Source organism: Amycolatopsis eburnea, from assembly GCF_003937945.1.
Classification (GTDB): Bacteria; Actinomycetota; Actinomycetes; order Mycobacteriales; family Pseudonocardiaceae; genus Amycolatopsis; species Amycolatopsis eburnea.
This window is the reverse complement of the sequence record NZ_RSEC01000058.1, coordinates 885,505-898,902: the sequence shown is the minus strand read 5'-3', so window position 1 is coordinate 898,902 and position 13,398 is coordinate 885,505. Positions and strand designations below refer to the sequence as shown.

Sequence of the window (13,398 nt, the reverse complement as noted above, 5' to 3'; positions counted from 1 at the left end):
GCTAGGCCCGGCCGATCGCGAAGACGTGCAGGTCGCGGTCGGACGGCAGGGTCACCGACGCGATCGTCTTCCCGGCCGGGGCGTCGAACGGCGCCGTCGCGTACACCGACGCCCCGCCGCCCGGGCCGCCCGGCTGGTTGCGGTGGTCCGTGCGGGCCACCAGCGTGTTGCCGAACACCGGATCGGTGCCGCCGCCCGGGAAGACCCAGTCGCCGAAGGACAGGTCGGCCTGCGCGGTGGTGCCGTCGGTGAACGTGACCGTCGCCGAGGCCCGGTGGTCGCCGTTGGAGGCCGTGCCGATGAACGACAACCGCGTCCCGGACACCGCGACCGTCTGCCCGGCCGGGACGACGTTGTCCGGACGGCCCGCCGGTGCCGCCGGCCAGGTGAACGTCGTGCCGGACACCGAGGCCGGCTCGCCGCCGGTCAGGCCGGCCGCGGCGAGGGCCTGGCGCGAAAGGCTGTTCCCGGCGCCGTCGATGTCGGCCGAACCGGCGTCGCCGTCGTCGGAGATGCCGACGTTCGAGTACGCCGCCGCGAGCCCGCCCGGCGGCGCGACCAGCACGATCACCGAGCCGGGCACGGACGTCGCGCCGCCGCGGACGGTCACCGGCACCTGGTAGTAGCCCTCGGGCGTCCCGGCGGCGACCGACACGCTCAGCTTCGCGGTCCCGCCGCCGGTCCGGTCGTCGAGCCGGAGCTGCCGCGGCCCGGTCACCGCAATCCCGGACGGCGCCTGCGTGGCCACGTCCAGCACGCGGTCGTGCCCGCCGAGCCGCTGCGCGGTGACGGTGGCTTCCCCGGTCCCGCCGGGTGCGACGACGACCTGGTTGGTCGCCGAGGCCAGGAACGGCTTCTCCCCGTCCCGATAGGACGGTGGCGCCACATCGGCCGCCCAGCGTGTGTCCGGAGTGGACACCAGCGAGAAGTCCAGGCGGCCGCCGTCCCGCACGGTGTTCGCGGGCAGGGACGTCCGGTTCCAGTCGCGGCCGTTCAGCGACAGGGCGTGGACGTACGTCGCCGGTGCCTGGGGCGCCCGGATGTCGAGCGTCCGGCCGGACGGCAGCGAGAGCACCGCGCGTTCGAACAGCGGGCTGTGCACGACCAGGTCCGGCGTCCCCGGCGTGGCCGGGTAGATGCCGAGCGCGGCCCAGACGTACCACGACGACTGCGCGCCGAGGTCGTCGTTGCCCGGCTCGCCGTCCGGGGTCGCGCTGAACAGCGTCGTCGCGATCTCGCGGACCACCTGCTGGGTCTTCCACGGCTGCCCGACGTGGTTGTACAGCCACGGGACGCCGAAGTCGGGCTCGTTGCCCGCCCACATGTACGGCTCGTTCGGGCCGACGTTCAGCTTCTGGAAGAACGTGTCCAAACGGGACGAGACCGCGGCCGGTCCGCCCATCGCCGTCACCAGCCCGGCCGGGTCCTGCGGCACCAGCCACGTGTACTGCGCCGCGTTGCCCTCGTCGAAGCCGTCCTGGCCGAACTTGCCCGGCGGCGGCGGGACGTAGGCCGGGCCGTCCGGGAAGCGGCCGTCCTGCCCGCGTGGCTGGACGTACCCGGTGAGCGGGTTGAAGAGGTTCTGCCAGTTCTGGCCGCGTTTCGTGAACTCGCGGGCGACGTCCCGGTCCCCGATGCCCTGCGCGAACCGCGCGATGGCGAAGTCGTCGATCGCCCACTCCAGGGTGATCGACGCGCCGACGCGGGCGTGGTCGCCGCGGGAGGCGTCGTTGTTCGGCAGGTACCCGCGCGCGACGTAGTCGGCGATGCCCCGGCGCTCCTGGTAGGCCCCCGGCGTTCCGTCCACTGTGGTCGCGCCCTTGACCAGGTACTCCAGCGCCGTCTTGACGTCGAAGTCCCGCGCGCCGAACGCGTACAGGTTCGAGAGCAGCGCGACCGAGCTGTCGCCGGTCATCTGGCCGGTGTAGTCGTTCGCCATCGGCCAGCGCGGCCACCAGCCGCCCTGCACGGCGTCGTTGGTCAGCGACTGCGCCATGTCACTGGCTTCCCGCGGGAAGAGCATGGCGTGCAGCGGCGCGAGCGAGCGGTAGGTGTCCCAGTCGGAGAAGTTCGCGTACTGGTGGCGGCCCTTCGGCAGCGTCCGGACCTGGTCGTCGAAGCCGGTGTACCGGCCGTCGGCGTCGTCGAACGTGTTGGGGTGCAGCAACGAGCGGTACAGGGCGGTGTAGAACGTCTTGAGCTGTGCTTCGTCGCGACCGGCGACCCGGATCTTGCCCAGCGCCTGCGCCCACTTGTCCCGAGTGGACTTCCGGACCGCGCCGAAGTCCCAGCCGGGGACTTCGGCGGCCATGTTGGCCTTCGCGCCGTCGACGCCCACATAGGACATCGACACCTTCGCGTGCACGGTGCCCGAAGCGAAGGTCAGGTACGCGCCCGCGTGCGGCGAGTCGACGCTGTCGGTGCCCGGCTTGACCGCCGAGCCGTCCCAGGTCCCGTGCGCGGTGAACGGCTGGTCGAAGGTGATGGCGTAGAAAACGGTGTACTTGTTGGGCTTGCCGCAGAAGTTGCCGGTGGTGGCCGATCCGCTCACTTCGCGGTCGCCGGTGATCTTCAAGGTGGCCGCGGAGTTCCCGGCGAGGCTGGCGCCGCCCTTGACGAGCACCTGCGGCGTCGAGCCGGCCGGGTAGGTGAACGCGGCGAGCCCGGTGCGGGTGGTGGCGGTCAGCTCGGCCCGGACCTTCGAGTCCGCGAGCGTCACGGCGTAGTAGCCGGGCTCGGCCCGCTCGTCGTCGTGGGTGAAGTGCTCGACGCGGTTCCAGGGCGCGGTGCCGACGTCGCCGGTGACCGGCAGGATCGGCACGTCGCCGAACGCGTTGCAGCCGACCGAGGCGTGGTCGAGGCTGAATCCCCGGATCTGGTCGGAGTGGTACTGGTAGCCGGCGTACGCGCCTTGGGTGTCCGGCGAGAACTGCATCATCCCGAACGGCGCCGCCGGGCCGGGGAAGTTGTTGATCTCGCCGACCGAGCTGCCGCCGCGACCGGTGCCGATCAGCGGGTCGACGTAGGCCGCCGGGTCCCCGACCAGCGCTGACAACGTTGTCGGAGCCGCTGAAGCGACGCCGGGCACCCCGATCACCGCCGTCGCGGCCAGCGCCGCCATGAACCTGTACCGCACCCGGTGCCTCCCAGAGCCGACAGCCTTGTCATCCGACCTTTGCCGGTCCCCGAGCCCCGGGTCAACACTTCGACAAAGACCTGTCTCGTGCCTCAAGGTGTGAAGATCCGGTCAGGATCGGGTGGTGGCCGTGTCAGGACGCCTAACCTCGACCTCGTGTGCGCACGTGTACTGGTCGCCGAGGACGACGAGAAGCAGGCCGAAGTCCTCCGGCTCTACCTCGAGAGCGAGGGCCACACCGTGGTGCTCGCGCCGGACGGCCGGGCCGCCCTCGACGAAGCCCGCCGCGACCGCCCCGACCTGCTGGTCCTCGACGTGATGATGCCGAAGGTCGACGGCCTCGACGTCTGCCGGGTGCTGCGGCAGGAGTCCGACGTGGCGGTGCTGATGCTCACCGCCCGCGCCACGGAGGACGACCTGCTGCTGGGGCTCGACCTCGGCGCGGACGACTACCTGACCAAGCCCTACAGCCCGCGGGAGCTGATGGCCCGGGTCCGGACGCTGCTGCGGCGGACCGCCGGCCGGCGCGAGCCACCGGACACGGCGTTGCGCGCCGGCGCGCTGCGGCTCGACCCGGTTCGGCACGAGGTGTCGGTCGCCGGCCGCCCGGTGGAGACCACCCCGGGCGAGTTCCAGCTGCTGGAGACTCTGATCCGGCAGCCGGGGCGGGTCTTCACACGGCGGCAGCTGCTGGAGCTGACCCGCGGCGACGACCGGTTCGTCAGCACCCGGATCATCGACGTCCACGTGCTCAACCTGCGCAAGAAGCTCGAACCGGACCCGCAGAAGCCGGTCTACCTGCGGACCGTGTTCGGCGTGGGCTACAAGCTGACCCCCGAAGATGGCGCGTAGCTTCCCGAGGCGGCGCAGTCTCGTCGTCCGGCTCACCGCCGTCTCGCTGCTCATCGCGCTCGCCTCGATCGCCGCGACCGCGTGGCTCGCGGTGCAGACCACCACCCGCGCGATCCAGCAGGAGCAGGGCCAGGCGCTTTCCGGCGACGCGACGATCTACACCGAACTGCTCGGCTTCGCGGCGGCCAACCACACCTGGGGCCAGGTCGGCCCGCGGCTGAAAGCGCTGTCCGAGCAGACCGGCCGGCGGATCGTGCTGACCACCCTGGACCGGCACGTCCTCGGCGACTCCGGCGGCACCCCGGTCACGCTGCCGGTCAAGGCGACCGCGTCCGTCGACCCGCTGCACGTCGACCCGGTGCTGCTGCCCCAGGCCGGGACGAGCGGGATCGACCCGCGCGCGGCCGGTCCCTTCCGGCTGACCTCGGCCGAGCGCGACGACCTCGCGTCGCTGGCCACGAAGACCGCCGCCTGCCTCGCCTCGGTCGGCCTGCCCAGCCAGGTGCGCGAGTCGCCGAGCGGGCGGCCGCAGCTCGCCGGGCTCGATCCGCTGTCCGCGCGCTACTTCGCCGCGAAGTGCGGGCTCTACGAGCTGGCCGTGCCGACGCCGACCGAGCAGGCCGCGCTCGACAGCCTCAACGAGGCCGTCAACCGCTGCCTGCGAAGCCAGGGCGCGGAGGACGTGAAGCTCGGCCTCGACCTGGAAGTCCTCGGCGTCACCGACCAGCGCCCGACCCAGGGCTGCCTCGACTCGGCCCGCCGCGAACAGCTGACGCCGTTCGTCGCGCCGCCCGCGTTGCTGTTCACGCTCGGGCCGGGCGGGTCGCAGCTGCCGACGTTCACGCTGTCCCGCGAGAACCTCGCCCGGATCCTCGCGGTCACCGGCGGCGTGCTCGTGCTGGCCGTCGCGCTCACCGTGCTGGTGGCGACCCGGCTGTCCCGCCCGCTGCGGGCGCTGACCGAAGCGGCGAAGCAGGACCGTCCGGCGCCGGTGAAGTCGCGTGACGAAGTCGGCTACCTCGCGGCCGCGTTCAACGACCTCACCGCGCGGCGGGAGCGCATCGAGGAGCTGCGCAAGGCGATGGTCAGCGACATCGCGCACGAACTGCGCAACCCGCTCAACGTCATCCGCGGCCGGCTGGAGGCCGCCGAGGACGGTCACCTGCCCTTCGACCGCGCGCTGAGCGCGTCCCTGCTCGAAGAAACCGTGCTGCTGCAGCACATCGTCGACGACCTCCAGGACCTCGCCGCCGCGGACGCCGGTCAGCTGCGCCTGCACCCCGAGCCGCTCGACGCGGCCGAGCTGGCCGGGCACGTCGCCGTCGCCCACGCCGACCGGGCCGCCGCGGCCGGCGTCGGGCTCACCGTCGAAGCCGGCGGCGACACCGCGCTGACCGCCGATCCGGTGCGGCTGCGGCAGATCGTCGGCAACCTGGTGACGAACGCGGTCCGGCACACCCCGCCCGGCGGCCGGGTGACGATCCACGTCTCGTCCACTGTGGACGAGGTGGCGCTGGCCGTCGCGGACACCGGCACCGGGATCGCCGCCGAGGACCTGCCGCACGTGTTCGACCGGTTCTGGCGGGCCGAGAAGTCCCGCAGCCGCCAGACCGGCGGCAGCGGGCTCGGCCTCGCCATCGTGCGGCACCTCGTGCAGGCCCACGGCGGCACGGTCACCGTCGAGTCCGCAGTGGACGCCGGGTCGACGTTCACCGTCCGGCTACCGAAGGCGGATCCCGGTGGTGAGGGTGCCGGGGTGCGGGACCCTCAGGACGTGCAGCCGCCGGGCACCGTCGCGCAGGAAGGTGACCGGGGTCGCGGTGACGGTCGCGGCCAGGGCGGTGCCCCAGCCGATGGTGATCGTCAGGCCTGACGCCGTCGCGCTCGCGCCCGCGCCGTGAGTGACCGGGGTCCCGTCGGCGAACCGGACGTCGTCGCCCGGGTGCAGGACGAGCGGGATCTGCTCGGTCAGTGGTGTCGTGCCGCGGACCTCACGGGTCACGGTGTCCCGGGTGATGGTCAGGACCGTCCGGATGCGACTGTCCAACCCGTACCGGACAACGACCGGCGCCGCACCGGGCACCTGCCGGGTGCCGTCCCAGGCGCGGTCGCCGATGGCGTACGTCGCGTCGAGCAGGCCGCGCGCGTCCGGGCTGCCGTTGGGCAGCAGGCTCGCCCAGCACTGCGCGTCGTCCTGCTGGGAGTGCACGACCATGCCCGCCCGCGGGTGCCACAGCAGGCCCTGCGCGCCGCGGACGTAGCTCGACGGCCGCGTCCCCCAGAACCCGGCGAGGTAGAGCTGCGGGCGCCGGACGTAGACGTAGGTCTGGTTCAGCTCGTCGTCCCGGCGCTGCACGGCGAAGTCGGCCGAGCGCAGGTACGGGAGCTGCCGGACCGCGGCCTGCTTCTCGCCACGGGAAGGGAACGCTTCGCCGTAGGAGACGTGCGCGAGGATGCGCGGGGAAGTGTCCTGTTTGGCTGGTCCGATGGCCGGGCCCGGAACCGCCGCCCACTGCCTGCGCATCTCGGCGCGGTCCTCGCGGGTGGTGAAGAACGCGGCCAGGTCCGGGACTTCCGGGACGAACAGCGACGCGAGGTTGGTCCGGTCCGGGTCCGGGATGACGTCGTCGTAAAAGGACACGTGGGTGCGGCTCGACGTGGCGACGTAGGTGAGCGAGCCGGAACCGTCGGGTTCGCGGACGACGTTGTAGCCGAACCAGTCCGCGAACTTCCGCGCCATCGCGACGACGGTCCGGTTCCGGGTCAGCGCGTAGATCTCCGCGATTTCCGGCAGCATCACCTCGAAGTTGTAGTTGACGTCCATCCCGGTCGGCTCGTAGAAGAAACCCGCCGGGCTCTGGCCGTTCGCGGCGAGGAACTCGATCCGGTCGTGCAACTGCCTGCCCAGCACGGGATCCGGGTCCAGCCTCAAGGCGAGCTGGGACGACGACAGCCCGGACGCGTTCTGGTTGGCGTACTCGACCGGGTGCGCCCAGATCGGGTTGGCCGGGTTCAGGAACCACGTCATGCCCTGCCGCAGGGCGGCGGTCAGCTCGCCGCGGCGCGCCGGCAGCGCGTCGACCTGCCGCAGGTTGGCGAGGGTCTTCGCGAGGTAGCCCATGCCGAACCCGGTGGCGGCCTTGGACTTCTCGGTGATCGAGTACTCCGGGAACGAGCCGTCGGCGTGCTGCAGGTTCAGGTAGTGCGCGATCGCGGCGTCGAGCCGGTTCCGCAGGGCGGGGTCGAGGTGGTACGGGTTCCACAGGCGCCGGTTCGCGTAGAACCAGCTCAGGGTGTAGACGTGCTCCTGGACGCGGGCGTTGTACGGCTCACTCGGCGTCCGCCACCAGCCACCGCCGAAGAAGCCGAGGGTGGCCGGATCAGTGCTGACATCGTTGACAATGCCCGGCAAAATGGCGAGGTAGGGCGCGAAGCGCTGCTCCAGCGGCGAGAAGAGCCGCCGGTCCGGGGCACCGGGCGGGAGCGGGGCGAGCGGCGGGAACGGCCCCGCGGGCAGGGGTACCGCAGCCGACGCCGTCCCCGCGAGGGCGAGCACGGCGGCGGCGGTGGCCCCGCCGAGGAAGGTTCTGCGATCGATCACGATTGCCTCCTAGCCTTTGAGGCCGCTCTGGGCGAGCCCTTCGACGAACTGGCGCTGCGCGATGACGAACACGATCAGGACCGGCACGACCGTGGTGGTCGCGGCGGCGAGCTGGACGTTCCAGAGGTGGCCACCGTAGACGTCGACGTACTGCGTCAGCGCCACCGGCAGCGTGAACATGTCCTTGTCGGTCAGGTACACCAACGGTTCCAGGAAGAAGTTCCAGGTGTTGAGGAACGTGAAGATGGCCACGGCGGCCAGCGCGGGCTTGGCGATCGGCAGGGCGACGCGCCTGTAGAGCCCGAACCGCGAGAGGCCGTCGAGCCGGCCCGCCTCCTCGAGTTCGTTCGGGATGGTGATGAAGAACTGGCGCATCACGAACGTCGCCAGCACGCTCGGCGCCCCGAAGATCGGGACCACGATGAGCGGCCAGTGCGTGTTCGTCAGGCCGAGGTCGTCGACCACCCGGAACAACGGGATGATCGTGACCTCGCTCGGCACCATCAGTCCGATGAGGATCAGCGCGAAGAGCTTCTCGCCGCGGAACCGGATGCGGGCGAACGCGTACCCGGCCAGCGAGGAGAAGAACATCGTCCCGAGCGTGACGAGCACGGCGATGTACAGGCTGTTGAAGTACTGCTGCGCCAACGGGAAGTCGGTGAACGCCGTCCGGTAGTTCTCCCACTGCGGCTGGTTCGGGAACAGCTTCGGCGGGTACGCGAGCACCTCGTTGGCCGGCAGCAGCGACGCCGTGATCATCCACCACGTGGGGAACACGAACGGCACGGCCAGCACGACCATCACCGCGTAGCAGGCGATCTTGGCCCTACGACTCATGGAACACCCACCGCCTCCGCATCCGCCACTGCAGCAGCGTGAGCACCAGGATGACGAGGAACAGCACGACGGCCAGCGCCGAGCCGTAGCCGAGGTCGTGGTTGGCGAAGGCCTGTTGGTAGAAGTAGAAGACCAGGACGTTGGTGCTGTCGGCGGGCCCGCCCAGCGTCAGCACCTGGATCTGCGCGAACACCTGCAGCGCGCCGGCGACGGTGATGATCGCCGTCAGCAACGTGGTCGGGCTGATCATCGGCAGGATCACCGACCGGAACCGCCGCCACGGACCGGCACCGTCCAATTGCGACGCCTCCATGACGGACGACGGGATGCCCTGCAGCGCGGCGAGGAACAGCACCATGTTGAGCCCGACGTTCTTCAGCACCTGCACCACGATCACCGAGAGCATCGCGGTGCCGTTGCCGCGCAGCCAGTTCGGCCCGTCGACGCCGATCGTCTGCAGCAGCGAGTTGATCCCGCCGTTGTCCTGCAGGAGGAAGTTCCACACGATCGTCCAGGCGACGAGCGTGATGACCACCGGCGAAAAGAAGACCGTGCGGAACACCGTGGTACCGCGCAGTTTCAGGTTGAGCAGCAACGCCAGCGACAGCGCCAGCGCGAGGTTCAGCACGACCAGGCCGACGCAGAAGATCGCCGTCGCACGGGCGACCTTCGGCGCGGTCGGGTCGTCGAAGAGCTTCGCGTAGTTGTCCGCACCCGCGAACGTCGAAGTCCCGGCGAGGAGGTTGACGTCCTGGAAGCTGTACCAGACCACCGCGACCAGCGGCGCCACCACGAAAGCGAGGAAGCCGAGAGCCTGCGGGGCGATGAACAGCCACCCCGCCAGCTCCTCGCGCTTCTTCGACGTCCAGGTCATTGGCTCAGCGCCGGGTCGATGGCCTGGCAGACCCCGGCGAGCGCGGCGGGCACGTTCGCGTCCGGCTTCCACATCGGGTCCAAAGCGGACTGCACGAGCGACGCGATCCGCGCACTGCCGGTGTGCGACGGCAGCACCGCGCCGGTCTTGATGCCGTTCACCACGACGTTCTGCAGCTGCTCCTGGCTGAACAGCGGGTTCGCCTTCGCCAGGGTGGCCGCGTTGAGCAGGCTTTCGCGAGCCGGCGGGAAGTACTGGCCGAGCTTCGCCGAGTTGGCCGGGTTGGTGAAGAACGCGAGGAAGTCCGCGGCGGCCTTGGCGTGCTTGCCCTTCACCGGGACGCCGATCCCGGCCTGGCCGATGACCTGCGCGTTCGCCTTCGGCCCGGCGGGCAGCGGGACGATGCCCCACTCGAACGGCTTGGCCTTGAGCAGCCCGGCGCGGCTGATCTGCGCGATCGTCAGGCCGGCTTCCCCGGCGAAGAAGTCCGCCGTCGTGCCCGGGCCGGGCAGCGCCTTGTCGGTGAAGATCGCCTGGTGCAGGAAGGTCATCGCGGACGTCATCTCCGGGGAGGTGAACCCGCACGTCTTGCCGTCCGGCCCCCAGGCGTCGGCGCCGAAGCCGCGCCACACCGAGGCGAGCAGCACCCACTGCTTGTACTCGAACTCGCGGATGACCAGGCCCGCCTTGCCGGTGTCCTTCGCGGCGACCTGGGTGGCGATCCGCTTGGCCGCGTCCCAGTTCCACTGTCCACTCGCGACGAGCTGGTCGGGTGTTTCGGTGATTCCCGCCTGGGTGAGCAGGTTCTTGTTGTAGAACATGCCGAACGGCGACGTCGAGAACGGGTAGGCGTACAGGCCGCTGTCCTTGGTCCACAGCTTCGTCGCCGACGGGACCAGTTCGGCCGCGTTGTACCCGGCGGCCGCGTCCAAAGTGGGCTTGAGGTCGGTGAGCGCGCCGGACTGGACGAAGTCGGGCGCGTCGCGCTCGAGGATCCACGCGAGGTCCGGCGGGTTGCCGCCGGAGAGCTGGGTGGTGAGCGCGGCCGAGTAGGCGCTCGTGTCACCCGGGACGACGTCGAACTTGACCGACGCGACCTCCGGGTGGGTCTTGCGGTACTCGGTGGCGATGGAGTCGAAGAGGGCGAGCTGGTTCTTGTCCGTCGTCCAGACGGTCATGCGCAGTGCGATGTTCTTGTCGTCGCCGGCGCCGCCCGAGCACGCCGTCGAAGCCAGTGCGACGGCGGACAGGGCCGCGGCGAGCAGCCGGATTCTCCGGTAGGCCACGATGCCTCCTGGTTATTCGAATTAGCAGGGACGGTAAAGCGCCGCCCACTGCACTGTCAACAGGCCGTTCGGCCTCAGCGGGAGTCTGTTGTGGAGGGTCCGGCCGCGGTGGCGCCTTCGTGGATCGTGCACGGCAGGAGCAGCTGGCGCGACTGGGGTTTCTTCAACAGCTCGACGAGCACGCGCACGGCGTGCACGCCCATTTCGTGGCGCGGGATGCGGAACATCGACCAGTCGGTCGCGGTGCTGGGCACGGCGTGCGCGTGCGGCTGCTGCGACGGGTCGGCGTCGCCCAGCACGACCAGCGAGAGGTCCTCGGGCACGCTCAGCCCGAGGTCGTGCGCGCACGCCAGGATGCCGTCGGCCATCGCCGAGCTTTCGACGAGCAACGCCGTTACGCGCTCGTCGAGCGCCTGCTGCAGCGCGATCGCCGGGTCGTCGGCGAGGAAGACCAGCGGCGGACGGCGGTGCTTGCGCGCGGCGGCCTCGTACCCGGCGCGGCGGTCGAGCGTCGGCTCGTTCTCCTCGGTGACGCTGAGCAGCCCGATCCGGCGGTGCCCGAGGCCCCACAGCCACTCGTGGACCTCACGGGTGGCGGCGACGTAGTCCGCGCCGACGTAGCTGATCGGCCCGGTCGGCGACTCGCGGCGGCCGACGAACACGAACGGGAACTGCTCCTCGACCAGCTGCGCGAGTTCCTGCGGATCGTTGTGGCGGCCGAGCAGGATCGAGCCGTCGGCGATGCGCAGCCGGTTCGTGCCCGCTTCGTAGATGCGGCGGCGCCCGTCGCGGCGGCCACCGCTGGTGAACAGCAGCAGGTCGAAGCCCTGCTGCTCGGCCTCCTCCTCGATGCCGAGCAGGAACGGCCGGTAGAAGTCGGCCACCCCGGACGGGAACACCGACTCGTAGGTGAACACGCCGAGGATCTGGTTGGACCCGCCGCGCAGCCGGCGGCCCATGATGTCCACGGTGTAGCCGGTTTCGCGGAGCACCTGCTGCACGCGGTCGCGCGTCTCCGGGGTGATCCGCAGGCTGTCGGAGCCGTTGAGCACCATGGACACGACGGCCTGTGAGACGCCGGCCAGGCGCGCCACCTGGGCCTGCGTGACCCGGCCCGAACCCGCCGTCATCCGTGACTCCTCCTCGCGCGACTCCGCCAGACCTTACCGGCGGCACGGTCAGTACCCCCGCACTTCCGGCCACCGGCGTTCCACCCCGGCGGCGTCCAGCACGCGCGCGAAGTCCTCGAAGAGCCGGCTGTCTTCGCGCACGGCCTTCGGCTCGACGTCCTCGCCGACGGCGAACGCGGCGAGCAGCCCGGCGACCTCACCGATGTTCCACTCGACGGGGTGCAGCCGGAAGCAGCCGTTCGTGATGTGCGTGGTGCCGATGTTCTTGCCCGCCGGCAGCAGGTTCCGGGTCCGGACGGGCAGCAGCGCGCCGAGCGGGATCTCGTACGGCACGCTGGCGACGTCGATGTAGTTGTCCCCACCGGTCGACGGGTGCAGGTCGATCCGGTAGCTCCCGACCCCGACGGCGTCCGCCCGCCGGACGCGCCCGGCGACCCCGAGGATCTCGGCCGAGACGTCGTGTTCGGTGACCGTCGTGACGGCCTTGATGCGGCGCGCTTCGCGGACGTACGCGGACTTCGCGAGCCCGTCCGCGGTGTCGGTGACGTCGGGGCGGAGCCTGAGCCCGGGGAAGCCGGTCCCGCCGTCCGCGCGGGGTGCCTCGGTCTGCAGCCAGTAGAGGACCGACAGGCTGAGCTGCTTGGCTTCGCGGTGCGCGGTTTCGACGTCGGCGTCGGTGGTGTGGCCGGGGATCGTGAGGGCGGGCTTGAGCCAGTAGTCGTTGAGCGGCCAGTTGACCAGGGTGACGTCGGAGTCGAACGCGCCTGCGGTGTGGAGGTTGCGCGCGAGGATGCGGCGGAACGTCCACAGTTCCTTGTCGCCGGCATCGGCGCTCTGGTCGGCGCTGACGGCCAGGGGGTCGCCGGGCGGGTTCGGCACGAACGTGCGCTTGACCGGCTCGAGGGTCCGCGGGTCGGGGGCGACGAAGCCGAGCAGCGGGCCGGGCCAGAAGTCCGGCTGGTAGTCGCGCCAGAAGCCGTACATCTCGGGCTTGTCGATGACGTGGTTTTCGCCTTCGTGGTGCGAAACGGCGAAGCAGTAGGTGATGCCCTGCAGGTTGGCCGGGTCGGCTTTCTCCGGCGCGTGCGGCTCGCCGTGCTCGGCCCGGGATTCGGCCCCGGTGACGTGCTCGGCGCCGGCGAGCGGCAGGAGGTCGCCGTTCTCGGTGGCGTCGAGGACGTACTGGGCTTTGACGGTGACGCGGTCTTCGCCGTTCTCGACGACCACGGCGTCGACCCGGTCGCCGTCGGTGTGCACCGCGACCGGCCGGTGGCGGCGCAGGACGTGGATCCGCCCGGCGCTGACGTGCGGCGCGAGCATGGCTTCGATGACGGCGAGCGCCACCCGCGGCTCGTGGCAGAGCTTGCTGACCTTCCCGGCCCCGGGGTTGAGTTCGGCGTGCTTCGCGGCTTCGGCGCGGAGCGGGTAGTGGCGGCGGTAGTGGTCGCGGATGCCGGCGCGCAGCTCGCGGTAGGTGCGGGTGGACCCGAACCGCTCGATCCACGGGTTTTCGTCCGGTGGAACGGCTTGCGCGGTGAGCTGGCCGCCGAGCCAGTCGGTCTCCTCGGTGAGGACGACCCGCCGGCCGCGGGAAGCGGCGGCCAGCGCGGCGGCGACCCCGCCGAGCCCGCCGCCGACGATGAGGATCTCGGTGCCCAGTTCCTTCATGAAGCCTTCCCCGC

Annotated in this window: 8 protein-coding genes; 2 read left to right on the top strand and 6 right to left on the bottom strand. The window is 71.2% G+C overall.

Annotated features, from left to right (window positions below; genetic code table 11):
- Nucleotide 1: 1 nt before the first annotated feature.
- Complete coding sequence (locus EIY87_RS29780; protein WP_225440105.1) at nucleotides 2-3,136, bottom strand: GH92 family glycosyl hydrolase; 3,135 nt, start codon at nucleotides 3,134-3,136, stop codon at nucleotides 2-4.
- 156 nt (nucleotides 3,137-3,292) lie between these two features.
- Here EIY87_RS29780 and EIY87_RS29775 point away from each other — a divergent pair, with 156 nt between their 5' ends.
- A complete protein-coding gene (locus tag EIY87_RS29775; protein WP_125313140.1) occupies nucleotides 3,293-3,988 on the top strand; it encodes a response regulator transcription factor in 696 nt (231 codons plus the stop codon).
- Complete coding sequence (locus tag EIY87_RS29770; protein ID WP_125313139.1) at nucleotides 3,978-5,861, top strand: sensor histidine kinase; 1,884 nt, start codon at nucleotides 3,978-3,980, stop codon at nucleotides 5,859-5,861. The genes EIY87_RS29775 and EIY87_RS29770 overlap by 11 nt, the downstream gene beginning before the upstream one ends.
- 1,737 nt (nucleotides 5,862-7,598) lie before the next feature.
- Here the strand turns inward: EIY87_RS29770 and EIY87_RS29765 are convergent.
- The 5 genes from EIY87_RS29765 to EIY87_RS29745 all read right to left on the bottom strand — a co-directional run bounded on the left by EIY87_RS29765 (nucleotide 7,599) and on the right by EIY87_RS29745 (nucleotide 13,384).
- Nucleotides 7,599-8,426: a carbohydrate ABC transporter permease gene (locus EIY87_RS29765; RefSeq protein WP_125313138.1), complete on the bottom strand. Its 828-nt coding sequence runs from the start codon at nucleotides 8,424-8,426 to the stop codon at nucleotides 7,599-7,601.
- Nucleotides 8,416-9,300, bottom strand: a complete 885-nt coding sequence (locus tag EIY87_RS29760; RefSeq protein ID WP_125313137.1) for a carbohydrate ABC transporter permease — start codon at nucleotides 9,298-9,300, stop codon at nucleotides 8,416-8,418. Before EIY87_RS29760 ends, EIY87_RS29765 begins: the two co-directional genes overlap by 11 nt.
- Nucleotides 9,297-10,586 (bottom strand): ABC transporter substrate-binding protein, encoded by a 1,290-nt coding sequence (locus tag EIY87_RS29755; protein ID WP_225440104.1) that lies wholly within the window; start codon nucleotides 10,584-10,586, stop codon nucleotides 9,297-9,299. The genes EIY87_RS29760 and EIY87_RS29755 overlap by 4 nt, the downstream gene beginning before the upstream one ends.
- Before the next feature lie 74 nt (nucleotides 10,587-10,660).
- Nucleotides 10,661-11,716 carry a LacI family DNA-binding transcriptional regulator gene (locus tag EIY87_RS29750; RefSeq protein ID WP_125313136.1) on the bottom strand — a complete coding sequence of 352 codons (1,056 nt, stop codon included), beginning with the start codon at nucleotides 11,714-11,716 and terminating at the stop codon, nucleotides 10,661-10,663.
- Nucleotides 11,717-11,764: 48 nt separating this feature from the next.
- Nucleotides 11,765-13,384, bottom strand: a complete 1,620-nt coding sequence (locus EIY87_RS29745) for an FAD-dependent oxidoreductase (RefSeq protein ID WP_125313135.1) — start codon at nucleotides 13,382-13,384, stop codon at nucleotides 11,765-11,767.
- Nucleotides 13,385-13,398 lie beyond the last annotated feature (14 nt).